The sequence below is a fragment of the Paenibacillus sp. NPDC057934 genome (genome assembly GCF_042887565.1).
In the GTDB taxonomy this organism is placed as follows: Bacteria; Bacillota; Bacilli; order Paenibacillales; family Paenibacillaceae; genus Paenibacillus_AQ.
In genome coordinates this window covers 244813-260955 of the sequence record NZ_JBHVPB010000005.1, presented here as the reverse complement: position 1 = coordinate 260955, position 16143 = coordinate 244813, and the positions used below count along the sequence as shown (strand labels likewise).

17 protein-coding genes are annotated in these 16143 nt (G+C 50.4%); 2 read left to right on the top strand and 15 right to left on the bottom strand.

Annotated features, from left to right (window positions below):
- Nucleotides 1-490: 490 nt before the first annotated feature.
- On the top strand, nucleotides 491-1606 hold the full coding sequence (locus ACFVRY_RS13550) for an AI-2E family transporter (protein WP_387500708.1): 1116 nt from the start codon (nucleotides 491-493) through the stop codon (nucleotides 1604-1606).
- A 109-nt stretch (nucleotides 1607-1715) separates the two neighbouring features.
- Here ACFVRY_RS13550 and ACFVRY_RS13545 read toward each other — a convergent pair whose 3' ends face one another.
- The 4 genes from ACFVRY_RS13545 to ACFVRY_RS13530 form a co-directional block, all read right to left on the bottom strand.
- Nucleotides 1716-2120, bottom strand: coding sequence for a hypothetical protein (locus ACFVRY_RS13545; RefSeq protein ID WP_387500707.1), 405 nt, complete (start codon nucleotides 2118-2120; stop codon nucleotides 1716-1718).
- A gap of 30 nt (nucleotides 2121-2150) precedes the next feature.
- Nucleotides 2151-2819, bottom strand: a complete 669-nt coding sequence (gene ung / locus ACFVRY_RS13540; RefSeq protein ID WP_387500706.1) for a uracil-DNA glycosylase — start codon at nucleotides 2817-2819, stop codon at nucleotides 2151-2153.
- Nucleotides 2820-2935: 116 nt separating this feature from the next.
- On the bottom strand, nucleotides 2936-3595 hold the full coding sequence (gene rnhA, locus ACFVRY_RS13535) for a ribonuclease H (RefSeq protein ID WP_387500705.1): 660 nt from the start codon (nucleotides 3593-3595) through the stop codon (nucleotides 2936-2938).
- A 75-nt stretch (nucleotides 3596-3670) separates the two neighbouring features.
- Nucleotides 3671-4246: a TetR/AcrR family transcriptional regulator gene (locus ACFVRY_RS13530; protein WP_387500704.1), complete on the bottom strand. Its 576-nt coding sequence runs from the start codon at nucleotides 4244-4246 to the stop codon at nucleotides 3671-3673.
- 167 nt (nucleotides 4247-4413) lie between these two features.
- Here ACFVRY_RS13530 and ACFVRY_RS13525 point away from each other — a divergent pair, with 167 nt between their 5' ends.
- Nucleotides 4414-5172, top strand: coding sequence for a creatininase family protein (locus tag ACFVRY_RS13525; RefSeq protein WP_387500702.1), 759 nt, complete (start codon nucleotides 4414-4416; stop codon nucleotides 5170-5172).
- A 129-nt stretch (nucleotides 5173-5301) separates the two neighbouring features.
- Here ACFVRY_RS13525 and ACFVRY_RS13520 read toward each other — a convergent pair whose 3' ends face one another.
- From ACFVRY_RS13520 to ACFVRY_RS13470, 11 genes are all read right to left on the bottom strand, one after another.
- A complete protein-coding gene (locus tag ACFVRY_RS13520; RefSeq protein WP_387500701.1) occupies nucleotides 5302-6558 on the bottom strand; it encodes an outer membrane protein assembly factor BamB family protein in 1257 nt (418 codons plus the stop codon).
- 194 nt (nucleotides 6559-6752) lie between these two features.
- Nucleotides 6753-7559, bottom strand: coding sequence for an AAA family ATPase (locus tag ACFVRY_RS13515; protein ID WP_387500700.1), 807 nt, complete (start codon nucleotides 7557-7559; stop codon nucleotides 6753-6755).
- A gap of 62 nt (nucleotides 7560-7621) precedes the next feature.
- Nucleotides 7622-8371, bottom strand: a complete 750-nt coding sequence (locus ACFVRY_RS13510; RefSeq protein ID WP_387500698.1) for a class I SAM-dependent methyltransferase — start codon at nucleotides 8369-8371, stop codon at nucleotides 7622-7624.
- A gap of 6 nt (nucleotides 8372-8377) precedes the next feature.
- Nucleotides 8378-9130 carry a class I SAM-dependent methyltransferase gene (locus ACFVRY_RS13505; protein WP_387500697.1) on the bottom strand — a complete coding sequence of 251 codons (753 nt, stop codon included), beginning with the start codon at nucleotides 9128-9130 and terminating at the stop codon, nucleotides 8378-8380.
- A gap of 3 nt (nucleotides 9131-9133) precedes the next feature.
- Complete coding sequence (locus tag ACFVRY_RS13500; protein WP_387500696.1) at nucleotides 9134-10819, bottom strand: nickel ABC transporter substrate-binding protein; 1686 nt, start codon at nucleotides 10817-10819, stop codon at nucleotides 9134-9136.
- A 31-nt stretch (nucleotides 10820-10850) separates the two neighbouring features.
- Nucleotides 10851-11663 carry an ATP-binding cassette domain-containing protein gene (locus tag ACFVRY_RS13495; protein ID WP_387500695.1) on the bottom strand — a complete coding sequence of 271 codons (813 nt, stop codon included), beginning with the start codon at nucleotides 11661-11663 and terminating at the stop codon, nucleotides 10851-10853.
- A gap of 257 nt (nucleotides 11664-11920) precedes the next feature.
- Nucleotides 11921-12709, bottom strand: coding sequence for an ABC transporter ATP-binding protein (locus tag ACFVRY_RS13490; RefSeq protein WP_387500694.1), 789 nt, complete (start codon nucleotides 12707-12709; stop codon nucleotides 11921-11923).
- 22 nt (nucleotides 12710-12731) lie between these two features.
- On the bottom strand, nucleotides 12732-13556 hold the full coding sequence (gene nikC / locus ACFVRY_RS13485; RefSeq protein WP_387500693.1) for a nickel transporter permease: 825 nt from the start codon (nucleotides 13554-13556) through the stop codon (nucleotides 12732-12734).
- 24 nt (nucleotides 13557-13580) lie between these two features.
- A complete protein-coding gene (nikB, locus tag ACFVRY_RS13480; protein WP_387500973.1) occupies nucleotides 13581-14510 on the bottom strand; it encodes a nickel ABC transporter permease in 930 nt (309 codons plus the stop codon).
- Nucleotides 14511-14719: 209 nt separating this feature from the next.
- Nucleotides 14720-15007 (bottom strand): Dabb family protein, encoded by a 288-nt coding sequence (locus ACFVRY_RS13475; RefSeq protein ID WP_387500692.1) that lies wholly within the window; start codon nucleotides 15005-15007, stop codon nucleotides 14720-14722.
- A gap of 2 nt (nucleotides 15008-15009) precedes the next feature.
- Entirely contained in the window at nucleotides 15010-16137 is a 1128-nt protein-coding gene (locus ACFVRY_RS13470; protein ID WP_387500691.1) for a DNA alkylation repair protein, read from the bottom strand.
- Nucleotides 16138-16143: the final 6 nt, after the last annotated feature.

Here is a 16143-nt window from a genome sequence, read left to right as displayed (position 1 = left end):
TATAATCAAAAAGGGACACGACTTTCATCGTATCCCGCTAATAGCAGTATTCATGAAAGGTTACTGTTTATGGCATAGCAAAAAACACAGGAGATATTCCCGGTTTTCCCATTCCAAGCTATAATCAAAGTTTTGAAATTGCTATGCCCAATATTCGCTTAAGTTAAAGCCGCCAGTACCATATAAGCACTCATTACAAACATCTCCTTTTAAAGGAAAAAGTTGAAATACAATTTCATTCATAAAGTTTGACATAACCCTTTATGAAAAAACAATAGAAAATTTGATTATAAACAAATTTTACCGGTCAGGTACCTCTCCAACTCAATTCTTTACAACGAATATAGTTTGCTTTTAATATAGACGTTCTCTTATCGACAATCGCTTTGCAATGATTTGATACAACCAAGTGCTTTACCCCTACCATTTCTGTTTATAAATATAGAATCGGGTCAAGTATAGGAATAGAAAGTAATCGGGGGGTGCTGCCATGCAGCAAAGCAAGTATTTTCGGACAAGCGTGGCTATTATTGCTTTTTTGTTAATCTTGTATTTAGGCTCCAAGGTCTTCTTCCTGTTCACGCCGCTGTTCTCCGTTCTTAATCTGCTACTGGTGCCGATGATACTATCCGGCTTTATGTACTATCTGCTCCGGCCGCTGGTGAATTTCCTGGAACGGCGAAAATTGAACCGGATGATCTCTATCCTGCTGATTTATCTTGTCTTCATTGGCCTCTTCGTGCTGTTCTCGGTGCTCGTCTGGCCGACATTGCAGGAGCAGATTCAGACCTTCATCGACAACACACCACAGCTTGTGAATGGTCTGCAGGAGCAGTTCCATGATTTGCAGCAGAATCCAGTGTGGTCCCGCTTTTTCACAGGAGATTCGGACCTCGCAACGCGCCTGTCCTCCTATCTTAATGATGCTATAAACTGGGTATCGAATTCTGTCAGTAATCTTATCGGGGTCATCTCCAATATTGTTGTTATCATCGCCACACTGCCTATTATTCTTTACTATATGCTCAAAGACGGGCACAAGCTGGCTCCGATTCTACTGCGTCTAGTTCCCCGAAGATTTCGCAAGCCCGGTCAAGAAATGCTGCGTGAGATCGACGGTGCCCTTAGCAGCTTTATCGTGACTCGCGTCCTGCTGAATGTCGTTTTGGGGATCATGCTGTACATAGGATTTCTGATTATCGGTCTGCCTTACTCTTTGCTGCTGGCTGTTATTGCGATTCCGCTCAATTTCATCCCCTATGTCGGGTCACTACTCTCGGCTGTTCCGGTCATTATCGTCGGTTTCATCGAATCGCCTACGATGGCGATCTGGGCAACGGTTGTGATCGTAATCGCCCAGCAGATTCAGGATAACCTGCTCTCGCCAATAGTGTATGGAAAGTCACTAGATGTGCATCCGTTAACCACGGTGCTGCTGGTGCTGATCGGTGGGGATTTTTACGGGATCATTGGTGTGCTAATAGCACTACCGGTGTATATGATCCTCAAGATTATTGTACGGCGGCTATATGGGATTATTATTGCAGAACGAACCGGCGACGCTAGCTCCACCAAGGAACCACTGATTAAAGAAGAGCAGATGTAAGCGTCTGCCCATTAAAAAATCGCTCCCAGCTGGATTGAAGGATCATCTGTCCTCTTCATCCGCCAGGAGCGATTCTATCGTTATATTTTGAGCCTGAGCCGATTTTGTCTCAGCCCCGCAAGGAGCGCACTACAAAGATGTGATTGCCCTTCATTAGATTTTGACCATCCTCCAGCATCACGGAGCCTTTCGTATGTGACACAATGGTGGTATTGAGGGCAATCAACTTATCGCCCTTCCAGACGGTCACCGCAGACTTGAAATAGACCGCATTATCGAACTGCTGTCGTTCCCGCATGACATACCCGACGGCATGAAGAACAGGGGGCAGTGCTCTCTCCTTGGGCGCCAAGGCTTTGATATATACAATATCCTGAAAAGGCACCGCAATCTCCTGATGGCCGATTATCGCAATCCGCAGGGAAGGGTCCCATTTACGGAGAATACCCTTCATGATCGTGTACGGCTTCTCGCCGCAATACATTATGACCGGTCTGCCTACCCAATGGCGCATGGCTCCACCCCCTTCACTGTGTCCGAATCCCTACAGATTCGATATGGTCCAATCTATCCCCTGCAATCCGTGGGATTCCAGGTACCGGTTTGCCTGCGTGAACGGGCGGCTGCCCAGAAACCCGCGATGCGCCGAAAGCGGACTCGGATGGGGTGACTGAATGACCAGATGCCGGTTCTTATCGATAAAGGCGCCCTTCTTCTGAGCATGACTCCCCCAGAGAATAAAGACCATCGGTACAGTTCTCTCATTCAGTTTCTCCATAATAGCATCCGTGAAACGTTCCCAACCCAGACCTTTATGGGAATTGGGCTGACTCTCCCGGACAGTCAGCACCGCATTCAGCATCAGAACACCTTCCTCCGCCCAATGCTTCAGGTAGCCGTGGGTCGGAATTGACATCCCAATATCTTCATGCAGCTCGGCATAAATGTTTCGAAGCGACGGCGGAATCCGTACGCCTGGCTTCACTGAGAAGCTAAGTCCATGGGCTTGTCCCTCTCCATGATAAGGATCCTGTCCAAGAATAACCACACGTGTCCCTTCATAAGGCGTCAGCTTCAAAGCTGAGAACAGCTCGTCCTTGGGCGGATAGATAGTGTGAGTCTTATACTCCCGCGCCAATGCATAGCGCAGTTCATCAAAATACGGTTTTTCTACTTCCTCTTGTAATACTTTATCCCAATCGTTGCCGAACATGAGTTGTTCCTCCTGCTACCCTGTATGATACATGGTTTACTTCTTTATTAACCCTATTATAATGCCGTGAACGTATCGACGATAGAAGAACCGTCATTTACAGTATACATCCCTTGCTACTTCCGGCCGTAATCCGCCTTAATCTCGCCCCATTCACGGGTCTGCCACTTCAGCAGCTTGTTGTCATAGGTGTTACTTTGCAGCCACTGCACCGCCCGATCAATCAGCTGCCAGATTTCTTCCGTTGAAGCATCGCGCGGCAGGGTCGTCGCTACCTTCTTCTGCTTCACCCATTTGATGGCATTCACAGAATCACTATAAACCGTTCGATTGCTCCCTTCCTTCTTCAAGTAGGCAAGGGCATGCACAATCGCTAAAAATTCACCGAGATTGTTCGTTCCCTTTCGGATCGGTCCACAGGAGAAAATAACATCACCAGTCTGTGTATCCACGCCCTTGTACTCCACCGGACCGGGATTGCCTCTAGTACCGACATCCACCGAAATACTGTCGTAGTCAATTTCCTCCGAGGTTTCCACAGCGGCGCTGCGTCTGAATGAATTACCCGCCTTTGGCTTCGCTCCACCTGCTGAAGCGCCTGTGCCCCAATTGCCCTTCCAGCCCGCCTTGTAGGCAGCGTCCGCAGCCGCTCTGGACTCATAGGATTTATATTTCGCTCCAGTATAATGATCAGTCTGAGCCTGACATTCGGCCCAGGTGCTATAGACTCCAGGCTGCTTGCCTTCCCACACTACATAAAATTTCTGCTTAGCCACTTGGATGAATCTCCTTTCAACGTTGCTCAAAGCCTTATTGTAATTCATTCGCTTCCTTAGTTGAAGCTATTTCTCTCAATCTAAAGCAGCTAGTGTAAGATCCACGATTTGCTTCAGTCTCGAGGGATCTAGTCCCGTCTTGACCGTCACTCGCAGACCTATTAGCGCATTGTGAAGATAAGTAGCCAGGGCTGGGGCCTCCAACCGTTGCGAGATTTCCCCGCTGGCCTGTCCGTTTGACACTAACTTCTCCAATAGCCGTTCACTAGACAGAAAGCTATCCTGTACAAGGGAATCGACCTCGGGATCATGCAGCGACAGTTCCACCGCCGTATTAACCATCAAGCAGCCTTTGGGCATCCCAGTGTCGTTCCGAAGCACCATCTCAAACATGCTGCGGATCGCCCCCTTCGCTGTAGGCTGCGCCTCCGCCTGCTCCTTCATCCGCTCGGCGGCGCTTCTTCCATACCGTTCAACGGCTTTCATATATAAGGAGTGCTTGTCTCCGAATGTATCGTACATACTTCTCTTATGAATCCCCATCCCAGTCACCAGGTCTTGCATGGAGGTCTTCTCATAACCTTGCAGCCAAAAGAGATTCATCGCTTTTTCGAGAACATCGTCAATCTCAAATTCTTTGCTCCGGGCCATAATCATGCTCCTTTCTAAGACTATTTTAACATTTGTAGAACGAACGGTAAATATTCATAACTTTCTAAGTACTCACCATAGGTGGGTGTTTGGTTATAATCTACTATCTCAATACATCCATATTATGGTACATTAGAAATTAATAACTATAGAATCAGGAGATGTACATGCTAAATTATACAAACACAACGGCTGAGATAGCCAGCAGCGGGATTGACACCGTAATTATACCCATAGGGGCTACCGAACAGTTCGGTCCTTTTCTTCCGATGCATTTGGATACGCTTATAGCAGATCTATACGCCGAGGCTTACGGTAAAGCATTAAATGCATACGTGTTACCGACACTGCCCTTCAACACTTCAGAAGAACATGCCAACTATAAAGGGACAGTGACCGTAAGCCCCAATATCTTAACGGCAATGCTAGAAGAGATAATAGTCAACTTAACAAGACAAAATTTCAATAAGTTTGTAGTTTGTACCGGGCATGGGGGCTCCTACTGGGAAGCCGCATTTATCAAACATATTAATTATAAATACCCGCATATTCTTGTAATTGCCCCGAATCACAATACTCATAGCGCTTGGGAAGAAGCTATACATACGGCCGGATTTCAAGGTTTAAATGAGATGCATGGTGGGCTATTGTCTGTATGCACGGCGATGTGGCTCTGTCCTGATCTTGTTAAAAAGAGTTCTATGGGCTCAGACGTTCCTCAGGAAAATCGTATCTTTGCTGATTACATGGGTTGGGATAAACTTACGGAAGATGGCTGTTGGGGCAAATTTGAAGAAGGAAGCTATACGGATGAGGAATTGAGCCAGCGGGGTCAGACATTCTGGGAAACGTTTATTCAGAAGCGAGCCGAAGGGTTAAAACAAGTTCTTGACGAGGCTTATCATAGAAAAATGTCTTTTTCATAACAAAAAAGAGGGGTACTTCACCCCTCTTTACTAGTTTCACTACTATAACTCCGATTTATTCCGTAGCTAAAAGCGAATAGCACTCCAAATGTTCAGCTTGCGCCGCACCTTTTCATACCATCTGCCAGCTTATTTCCCTGCTTTTACAGCCAATTTGGTCAACTTGCCATCCGCTGAAGAAGCATATACAGCATTATCTCCATAGGTTGTCATCAGCGGATTGAGGCCGCCACTGTTGAAGGACAGGATCTCTTCCAGCGACGTAGAATTCAGCAGATACGTATTATCTTTCAGGTTAACACTTAGCTTCCCGTCTCCTGTGTGAGTAATTACGGTATATTTGCTTTCTTCCTCGTCAAAAGTACGAGTAGCTGTGTTTTTCTCCAAATCATACAGGTTCATCGTCCCGTTAGCAAACACGACATAACCGCTACCTGTCGATTGAGTAAGTGCACTACCAGGGATATTACGCTCCCACAATTGGCTACCTTGCGAGTTGAACGCCTGAAGCTTGTTCCCTGTTCCATTAACATTGGTCCGGAGGATCACCGTACCATCATTCAATACCATCTGCCCGGGACTGCCGTCTCCGTATATGTTGGCACCAGCCGGTACCTGGTAGCTGTACAGCGACTTGAAAGACAAATCATAGACTTCCAGGCGCGGATTCAGCTTGTCCAGCCAAATACCGGCACTGTTCTTGACTAATGGACTGGTGGACAGGATAATCCGGTCTCCCTGAGCGGTGAGCAAATTGCCTGGCACCTGTTGACGTTTGGTCACTTTGCCACTGCCGTCAAATTGGGTAAGCGTGGTCTTAACGATCCCCTTGCTGTCCGGCGCACTAGGAGATGCCGCCAGAATGGTACCGTCTTTCATCAGAGAAATGGTGGAAGGTCCCGTCAGGGACTGAACCCAGTTCAGCTTGCCAGAGCTGTTCACCGAGTACAAATTATAGGTCTTGTCCGAGAAGGCCTGATAGACATAGGCAGTTCCGTTGCTGTTGAAGACCGAGCTGCCAGCAGTTGTATAAGGCCCTTTGGAATCATGGAATACATATTCCCAGTTCTGCTTACCAGTATCGGCATCCAGTGCTTTTAACGTATCGACGTACCAGAGCTGCTTCGTCTTACTGGTGGTATTCGGCACATTCTGTCCCATATGTACGTACACCTGCTTCTTCGCAGGAACGGCCTTAACATCATGGATAACGGATTCTGCATCTTTCGGAACCAGAACCGAGGATGTGAACAGAGACGCTGAAGTCCAGCTTGGCTTCAGTCCGGCTTGAAGCGGCGCGCCGAAGGCCTGCGCGGTCAGGGTCAGGCTAAGTGCACTGGTCAAGAGCATCGCGGCCCATTTACTGTATTTAGTTGTTTTCTTCACTGCAATTCCACCTTTGTTCATTTATACTAAACTACTACCTCACATTGTATAATAGGAAGAGTGTGGAAAAGGTCACAAAAGTGTATTCTTTTTCAGTAATAAACTGTAACCCAATTGAAAGAAACCTCTCCAAAAGGGAATCACCCTTACTGGAAAGGCCTCTTTGCCGTACCGCTAGCGATGATGTTCAGATGCTAATGGACAGCCGGGTTATACTCGTCATAGGAGACCGAGACATGCTGCCAGCATAGCGGAAGGCCTGCGATAATCGCTTTGCGCTTGGCTTTTAGAATAATCTGCTCGATATCGGCAAAACTGCAGCCGGTCAACCGCTGACAAGCAAGCTCAGCCAAACCCTCCTCCTGTCCGAATTCACCGATGAGCAGCTTGATATATTGCTCTCTGCTCTCGTTATCGGGGAGAGAATAAGTCATTTTGGTGTCAAATCGCCGCCAAATGGCGCGGTCCAACTCTTTTTCCAGATTGGTGGCTGCTACAAAGATACTGCTATCTCCAAAGTCATCCAGACATTGCAGCAATGTATTGACTGCCCGTGCCATCTCCTTAACTTCATCGCCGCTCTCCCGAGTCCGGGCAATCGCATCAAATTCATCAAGGAAGAGGACACAGGGCGACAGCTTGGCATACTCGAAGATTTTGCGGATATTGCTGCCGGTCTCACCCAGATGGCTGTGAATAAGCGCATCGAGCCGGACCAAAATGAGTGGAAGCTCCAACATCTTCGCGAGATGAAAGGCGGTCAGCGTCTTTCCGGTGCCGGGGGGACCGTACATCACAATCTTGTTCGGAATAGGAACACCATGCTCCTCGAAGGTCTCACGCATGCCGAGAATCGTAATAAACTCTTCAACGATCTTCTGGTTCACCGAAGGCAAGACGAGATGGCGGACTTTTCTGGCACATTCCTTGGGCATATAGCAGGTGGCCATGTCTATTCCTTTGGCCCTCGGAAGCCGTCCGGCAGAACTGCTTTTGTTCATTGGATATGAATACTCCTTTAGCTGATGAATTCGTTAAATTTGTCAGGGCTAAACCAGCGGGATTATTTCTCCGCACGTACCATAAAGACCGGGGTGGAACGGGTCAGGAGCTGCTCCTTCTCATCCATCACAATGGACGACAGGTTCTCCTTGCTGTACACCTTGGTGAAGCCTTCCTTCTCCAGCGTCCGCACATCCCATGCCGGCCGGCATTCCCGGGTCAGTGGCAGAAGTCTGCTGAGTCTGTCGGATTCCTCCCAGTCTATGTGTCGCGGCGGACTGCCCCAGCCTTTCGCTTCATAGTCGCGGTAATCCGCTTCACGCTTCTCCTTCATCTCGTCATCCACTAGATGACGGTTCCAGTTGGCGTCGAAGACCAGGAGACGCCCACCCGGCTTCAGCACTCTTTTCCATTCCTTATACGCCGCCTCAGGATCTGCCAGACTCCAGGTGACGTTCCGGCATACCAGAAGATCGAAGCTGTCGTCCGCAAAATCCAGTACATGCGAATCCATCTTGCGGAATGTAACCGTAACACCTTCACGATCAGAATGACTGCGTGCTTGCTCCAGCATATTGTCCGTACAGTCTATCCCGGTAACGAGATGACCCGCGCTCGACAGGATCACGGAGAAGAATCCGGGACCACAACCGATATCCAGCACTTTCAAGGTCTCTTTCTGCGGGGCATGCTCCAGAATAAGGTCCAGCCAGGCCTTTCTTTGAAAACCACTCAATTCCTTTCGAATGCCTTCACTGTATAGCTCAGCCTCGCCCTCCCAATAGGTCTTTACTTCTTGCTGTATACTCATGGATTTCTACTCCTTTGTGGCCGTTATCATAAAACGTTGTACGTTCTGAACTCCATATTTCAAATGATTCAGTGGTTGCCGGCGGGCTGGAATGAAGTTGCGGCGAATGCCGATAGTTTTGAATCCGGCTAGTCGGAGAGCCGTTTCATCCGCTTCAGGCCGGAGGACATTAACGAACGGCAGTCCCCCTAGCAATGCTGTATCACGACTGCTGCGACGCCGGACTCTTTTTTCCGTGAGTAGAATCAACGTCCAGGATAAGGCATACCACAGCTTATGGAACAGGGAACGCTTCTCCTGATACAAATAATTCCCGTCAAAAACAATCAGCACTCCGCCCGGCTTCAGAATCCGGTGCCATTCGGTATACGCCTTCTGCGGCTCCGGCAGGGTCCACACCACATCCCGGCAGACTACCGCGTCAAAACTGTTGTCGGCGATCTGCACTAGATTAGCTGCATCCCCAACAAAAGCTGGGACCTTGTATCCGAAGCGATCAAAATTGGCCGAAGCCCGCTCGATCATCCCTGGCGAAGCATCCACCGCCGTCGGCTGATGCCCCATCTGCGACAGCAGCAGGGAGAAGAAACCAGGGCCTGTACCCACATCGAGCACCCGCTGTTCCTGCCTGCCTTGTAACCCTTCTTCCAGCAGCTCCTTCCAAATGGACACTGCTTTAGCACTGCGGAACTGGGCACGGATGACCTTGTCATAGCCCTCGGAGCTGACGGTCCAATACTTAGAAATCTCTTTAAGCATTGATTATTCACCCACGTCCAGCTGATTCCAGAAGACCGGGGTAAAGGTGGTGTAGCCTAGTTTGAAGTTCTTCACTCTGTTATTGACGACGAAAATATCATCGGGGAAGTACACCGCGGCGAACATCGCCTCCTGGTACAACGTTTTAAAAATGTCATCGTAAGCGGTCTGCCGCTCCGTCAGATCAGTTGTACCTACAGCTTTGTCAATAAGCGCTTCCAGCTTGGCATCGGACCAGACGACAGCAGGGGCATTCCCTGTCTTATGGAATAGCGACAAAAGGAAGGCATGTGGATTATACGCATCGTCATAGGTACGATAGATGATCAGGTCATAATCTTTCGTTTTCCACAGCGCATCGTAGTAGGCATTCGGCTCCAGCACCTGAAGCTTCACGTCAATGCCGATGACCTTAAGCTCCGACTGTATCAGCTCCCCGATGGATTTCCATTCCGGAAATTCGGATTCTTGCAGCACAAAGTTCAGTGTCAGCGGAACTCCGGCCTTGTCCACAATTCCATCACCGTCAGTGTCGCTATACCCTGCTTTAGCCAGCAGTGTTTTGGCCTGCTCCGGCTCGAAGCCGTACCAAGTGCTATTATCTTCTGTCACATAAGGAACGGTCTGCGGGAACAATCCTTTGGCTTCCTTGCCTATTCCCCCCATAAGATCCTGAACGATGCTCTTCTTGTTGATCGCCAAATTGATCGCTTGACGCACGTTCACATCCTGAAGAACAGGGTTGTTGCCGTTGAAGGCGAGGAAGTGGGAATTCGTGCCCGGCGCCTCTTGTACGCTCAATGTAGAATCTTTTTGCAGGACAGGCAGACTCTCCACCGGGATTTTGCCTAACTGGCCTCCAGCGAGATCCACGCTACCGTTCTGTAGCGCAAGTACTCTGGACTGTGGATCAGGAATCACCTTCAATATAATCTTGGACAGCTTCGGCTTCTCCCCCCAGTAGTAAGGGTTTCTGACGAGCACCGCCTCCTGATCGGTTTTATAGCTCTCCGCCATCCATGCCCCGGTTCCAATCGCCTTAACAAAAATTCCACCCGGATCGCCAGCAGGCTCGACAGCAGACGGACTGATGATCCGGACCGGTCTTGCGAAGGACAGCTCCGTCAGGAACGGATAATAAGCTTTATTGAATGTCATCTTGATTGTCAGGTCATCCACAGCTTCAAGCGACTGCATGGCTGTTGCAATATTCAGGGAATTACCAGGGTCCTTGATCCAGCGCTCGAAGGAGAACTTGACCGCGGCTGCATTCAGATCCGTACCGTCCGAGAACTTGACACCCTTGCGTAAATGGAAGGTATAGACCTTGCCATCCTCCGAAATCTCCCAAGACTCCGCCAGTGCCGGTAAAATCTCGCCTTTCTCTCCGTATTCAACCAGCCCATCATAGATCATGGCATGTACATTCATTGAGCCTTTATAGGCACCGGCGTCCAACTGATCAATCCCGGCATCTGCGGCTATTGCCACGGTAATGGATTTATTGTCATCAGCGGATTTATTGACAGGTTGTGTTGCTGCATTCGCCGCTGTTCCATTGGCAGCATTACTGCTATTATCCTTGTTGGCAATGCTGTTGTTGCTGTTACAGCCGGCTATAACCAGAACTGCCGTCGTCACCGCGGCCAGAAATACTTTGCTCCATTGTGCATCTTTTCTCTTTGGCATCTTGCTCATATCATTTGTTCCTCTTCTCTATTCAAAATAAAGCCACTTGTCTTAATCTCGGGTCCTGAATTGGCACGGACTCCAGCAGAGAGCGGGTATAGGGATGAACAGCGTTTTGCAGGATGCAGTCACTACGTTGCCATTCAACCATCTGCCCCTGGTGCATTACCGCCACATGGTCACAGAAGCGGTCGACCAGTGACAAGTCGTGTGTAATGAATACATAGGATAGGCCCAGCTGTGATTTCAGATCCAGCAACAGATTCAGCATTTGTCTCCGCAAGGAAGCATCCAGACTGGAAAAGGGTTCATCACAGATCAGCAGCTCCGGCCCAAGCACGATGGCTCTGGCAATCCCAACCCGCTGCTGCTGCCCGCCGCTCAGTTCATGCGGATACCTCCTCATATACTGGCTGGATAGGCCCACCCGCCCCATGCTATCTAGCACCTTTTCCCTACGTGCTTCAGCAGTTCCCACTTTATAATTTCTCAGCGGTTCGCCGATAATCTGTTCGACAGTAAACAGCGGGTTGAAGGCCGACAGACTATTCTGGAAAATCATCTGCATTCTGTGCCGGACACTCCGCATCTGCTTTAGGCTGAGGTCCGTGATATTCTGCCCCCGGTACAGCACCCTCCCGGAAGTGGGCTTGTCCAGACCGAGTAGCAGACGGCAGAGCGTACTTTTGCCAGACCCACTCTCTCCAACTAACCCGAGGGTTTCGCCTTGTGCCAGATTTAGCGATACATTATGTACTGCTTGCATCGCCGGGGCCTGCGTGGTGAACCAGCCCCGCTCTTTAGTGTAGGTTTTGCTAAGGCTTACAGCCTCTAGCAGTTTCATTGCCCCAATGTCCTCCTCTGTACAGCAGTTCCAATTCCACTACTCAGAACCACATATAATTTATAAATGCGATCAGCTTTTGAGCTATCGAGCGGTCTTTTTCCGGTGGTGCCATCGTGCTAGCGTTCCTGTCGTTCTTGTCGCTCCAGCGTGCCAGCGTGCTAGTCGTTCCTGTCGTTCCTTTCAGGCCATTCCTACTTTTCCAAATCTTGCATGCCTGTTCCCCTATGAATCTCAAAAATAATTAATATCAGTTGTTATCTGCTGTTTATAAGCTCTTGGGTATACGGATGCCGGGGATTCTCGAAAATATCGAATACATTCCCGGACTCCACAATCTCCCCTGACTTCATCACATACACTTCATCTGCCAATTCGGCGACTACGCCCCAATCGTGAGTAATCAAGAGAATTCCCAGACCTTCCTCGACCCTAATCCGGTCTAACTCCTTCAGAATACCGGCCTGCACTCTTACATCAAGCGCCGTTGTTGGCTCATCAGCAATAAGCAGGCGAGGCCGGGAGACTAACGCCAGCGCGATCATCACCCGCTGGCACATTCCACCGCTGATCTGGAACGCATATTGCGTCATCAGCGTATCTAGGTCTCGCAGGCCGACCCGGGCGAGTTGAGCCCGGGCCAGCTCCTTCGCCTCAGCCCGGGACACCCGGCGGTGCAGCCTGATCGTCTCGATCATCTGCGCACCAATGGTCAGCACCGGGTTCAGGGCGTTCATGGGGTCCTGGAAGATGACCCCCATCTGACTTCCCCGGAGCGCCCGAAGCCTGCGCGGCGTGCATTCCCGGAGATTGACGCCGCCGAGCCAAATCTCGCCCTGCTCCACCACGCCGGGCGGGTCAACCAGACCAAGAAGCGACATGGCTGTGACGCTTTTGCCGCTTCCGCTTTCACCGACCAGGGCAACAATCTGCCCCGGCTTCACCTCCAGGCTGACGCTATCAACCGCGGTAATGACCTGGCCCGGTGTATAAAACCGGGTAGTTAACTGCGCAACCCGGAGTATGGCGGACGTCTCTTTCGTCAATGTCTTCCTCCTCTCCCGGAACTCATTCATGCATTCGGCCATCTGCTCTGCGCAGCCCCTCGCCCAGCAGATTGAAGCCCACAACAACGAGCAAAATTACGAGGCCGGGAAAGAGCATCAAACGTGGTGCGGTCTGAATATAGGTTCGGCTGTCATTCAGCATCACGCCCCATTCCGGTGTCGGCGGCTGAGCACCAAGTCCGAGAAAGGACATTCCGGCCAGCGACAGAATGATCGTCCCCACCTCCATGGAGGCTAAGACAAGAATCGGGCGGGCTGCGTTCGCTAGAATATGCCGCACCATAATCTGTAGATGCGATGAACCTGCTGCTTTTGCCGCCATTATGAAATCGCGCTCCTTGATTTGCAGTACCATGCCACGGATAATCCGCGCATAACCTGTCCACCAGACGGCTGCAAATGCAATCAGCAGGTTCACGGGGCCTGGCCCCAGCATCCCTGTCACCGCCAGCGCAAGAATAAGGCTGGGAAAAGCCAGTAGTACATCAATGATTCGCATAATCAGCTGATCCAGCTTCCCTCCAGCATAGCCGGCGATTAGGCCGACAGGAACACTGATTGCGAATACCACACCCAATACTATCAGGGCGTAGTATAAAGAAGTACGTGTGCCATAGATCAGACGGGACAAGACACACCGGCCCAGATGATCGGTGCCCAGCGGATATTGCCAGGAGGGTAGGCTCAGCCTGTGATCCATATGAATCTGCACCGGATCGGACGGGGACAGATAGGGCGCGAAGATTCCAATTACAATAAATATCAGTACAATGCTGCCTCCAACCAAGGCCACACGATTTCCCTTGGGCAAGTGCAGAGTAATCATTTGCAGTTTCTCCTCTCTCCGGCTTTAACGCAGCCTGATTCTCGGGTCCAGCAGCAGACAACCTACATCCACAACCAGATTTACCAGCACCACAACAACCGCCATCAATAATACATAGCCTTGTATGACGATATAATCCTTGGCAAAAATCGCCTCAACAGCATATCGGCCGATGCCCGGCCAGGCGAATACAGTCTCCACAATCACCGAACCACCCAGTAGCCCGCCAATCTGGACACCTAGCAAAGTAAGACTGGGCAACAGAGCGTTGCGGAGCCCATGCCTGCCAATCACAGACCATTCCCACACCCCCCTGCCTCTGGCCGCTTTAATATACAACTGGCTCAGCGCTTCCAGCATACTTGCGCGGATTAGCCGGATGTAGACGCCCGCCATACCGAAGCCCAGCGCCAATGAAGGCAGAACCAGACTAGAGCCCCCTTCCATTCCCATCACCGGGAAGAGCCTCAGCTTAACTGCGCCATAGTATATCAACAGCAGGCTAAGCCAGTAGCCAGGCATAGATACGCTGAGCAATGCGAAGATCCGACCTAAGCGGTCAATCAAGCGGTTAGGATAAAGTGCCGAGAGGATACCTAACGGCAGCGCGAGCAGTAAAGCAACAGCGAGCCCGCAAATCGCCAACAACGCGGTAGCCGGAAAACGGTTCAGCAGCTCCGTCAGGACAGGCCGACCACTGCTATAGGATGAACCCAAATCCAGATGCAGCACACGGCTGAGCCAATGCCCATACTGTATGTATACCGGCCCGTCGAGGCCCAGTGTATGGCGTGTAACCTCGATCGCAGCTGCCGTGGGCTTGATGCCGTCCGCTCGCAGCATAATCTCTGCGGGATCGCCCGGCGTCAAGTGCATCAGCGTGAAGGTAATGCAGGAGATGCCGAGCAGCACCGGAAGGATATGCAGAAGCCGCTGAAACAGATAGCGTATCATCACGCTCACATCCCCTTGCTTTAATCGTAATGTTTACGATTATAACATAATCTTTTAAAATTAATAGTCTCAAAAATAAATATTTTGTCGAAATATGACGCAAGCATGTCGCAACCAATAGTTAAGCACAGTAAAAAGGCTCCCCCAACCGTTAACCGGCATCGGGGGAACCTCTCACCTTACTGCTATTTAATTAAGGTTTTTTTGATTTAGGATTCATAACATACAGAGGCCCCTGTATCCATTACACTTCCGATGTACTGGGAGACCTCCACATGAACGGGATGTGCAATATAAGCATCGAAATCACCTTTGGAATCATACTGTGTAACAAACATCAAATCATAGGAAGACTGCTCGTGACGAATATCTATGTCCACTTTCAGGTCACGTAAAGTCTCGATCTGTCCCCTCATACTGAGCAGAACCTCTCTTGTCTTCGCAATGTTCTCAGGACTCCGATCTTTCAGCCGAATCATCATGTTATTGATAATCATCGTTACACGCCCCCTTCCATTTCTCCGGGCAATCCCAGCTTAATCAGAGTGGTGGCGGCTTCACGTCCATTCACCAAGAGGGTAATTAGATGCTCCCCCGGATAATGACGGCGGGTCGTCAAGTCGGCCCAGCGGTGCGTACGCGTCCCCGCCAGCCTTGTCCCGCCGGGGACGGTCTTGTCGGACAAAAGGAACAGCTTACGGGAAGTCTTCCCGCTCGCTTTCACAAAGTCTATCCCGTATTCGATGCGAATACGGACAGACTCTCCTTCGCGGACACGCAGCTCATACGTCAGTTCGCCGCTCTCGCCAATCTTCAGCACTTCTGCTGCAGCGCTCAGAGAGGCACCCACCACAAGTGGCGCTGAATCCTCCGATTCGGCATAGCCGAACAAGGCCATCACCCCAGGATCAGCCTTACGGATCAGAGAGCGGCAAGCATGCCGCACGATCCAGTCCGTGTCGGGATGCCGACCCTTCCAGCGCTGGGCAATCTCCAGTACCAGCGCCGGGTGATCCTTGGCGATGTCGTTCAGATTATTTGCAACGCTTTTGCGAACATAGAGAGAAGGATCGGCCTTCAGCTCCTCCAGCACAGGAAGCACCGGTGCCGGATCGCGTTTGAACATCGGAAGCGCCTGGCCCCACGGCAGACGCGGCCGACAGCCCTCGCTGGCCAGACGGCGGACATGCTCGTTCTCATCCCTGGACCAGATCAGCATTTGCGCCATCATCCGCTCCGGCTCGCGCAGCAGAAACGGCCTTACAGCGAACTCTGCCGATGATTTTGACGTGAACCGCTCCAGCGCCGCCATGGACAACTCCCAATGCTCCGGGGCTTGTCCATGCACTTCGACAAAATCGGGGAAGATCAAATACGGAAACCCGACACAATCCTTATCAATCTCATATAAAACCCGCAACGCTTCTTCATAGCGCTTGGGTAGATACTCTCCTAGTGACTTCGTAATACGCCTCATCCGTGTCTTCAACTCCAACTCCTCCCACGGCTCTGTCATCGCCAAGGCGATGAAACCTTCCGTGTCAAACGACGAATAGGCGCGCTGTACTTTGACGCCAAAGCTGCTTAGAAATTCCTTATTGTACATGGCTTTTAAAGGCTCGGCCATTCTTTT

Bases quoted from the DNA above. Each gene is read 5' to 3' on its own strand.
- ACFVRY_RS13550 (WP_387500708.1), top strand. From the start codon at position 491: ATGCAGCAAAGCAAGTATTTTCGGACAAGCGTGGCTATTATTGCTTTT.
- ACFVRY_RS13545 (WP_387500707.1), bottom strand. From the start codon at position 2,120: ATGCGCCATTGGGTAGGCAGACCGGTCATAATGTATTGCGGCGAGAAG.
- ung (WP_387500706.1), bottom strand. From the start codon at position 2,819: ATGTTCGGCAACGATTGGGATAAAGTATTACAAGAGGAAGTAGAAAAA.
- ACFVRY_RS13530 (WP_387500704.1), bottom strand. From the start codon at position 4,246: ATGGCCCGGAGCAAAGAATTTGAGATTGACGATGTTCTCGAAAAAGCG.
- ACFVRY_RS13525 (WP_387500702.1), top strand. From the start codon at position 4,414: ATGCTAAATTATACAAACACAACGGCTGAGATAGCCAGCAGCGGGATT.
- ACFVRY_RS13515 (WP_387500700.1), bottom strand. From the start codon at position 7,559: ATGAACAAAAGCAGTTCTGCCGGACGGCTTCCGAGGGCCAAAGGAATA.
- ACFVRY_RS13510 (WP_387500698.1), bottom strand. From the start codon at position 8,371: ATGAGTATACAGCAAGAAGTAAAGACCTATTGGGAGGGCGAGGCTGAG.
- ACFVRY_RS13505 (WP_387500697.1), bottom strand. From the start codon at position 9,130: ATGCTTAAAGAGATTTCTAAGTATTGGACCGTCAGCTCCGAGGGCTAT.
- ACFVRY_RS13500 (WP_387500696.1), bottom strand. From the start codon at position 10,819: ATGCCAAAGAGAAAAGATGCACAATGGAGCAAAGTATTTCTGGCCGCG.
- ACFVRY_RS13495 (WP_387500695.1), bottom strand. From the start codon at position 11,663: ATGAAACTGCTAGAGGCTGTAAGCCTTAGCAAAACCTACACTAAAGAG.
- nikC (WP_387500693.1), bottom strand. From the start codon at position 13,556: ATGATTACTCTGCACTTGCCCAAGGGAAATCGTGTGGCCTTGGTTGGA.
- nikB (WP_387500973.1), bottom strand. From the start codon at position 14,510: ATGATACGCTATCTGTTTCAGCGGCTTCTGCATATCCTTCCGGTGCTG.
- ACFVRY_RS13475 (WP_387500692.1), bottom strand. From the start codon at position 15,007: ATGATTATCAATAACATGATGATTCGGCTGAAAGATCGGAGTCCTGAG.
- ACFVRY_RS13470 (WP_387500691.1), bottom strand. From the start codon at position 16,137: ATGGCCGAGCCTTTAAAAGCCATGTACAATAAGGAATTTCTAAGCAGC.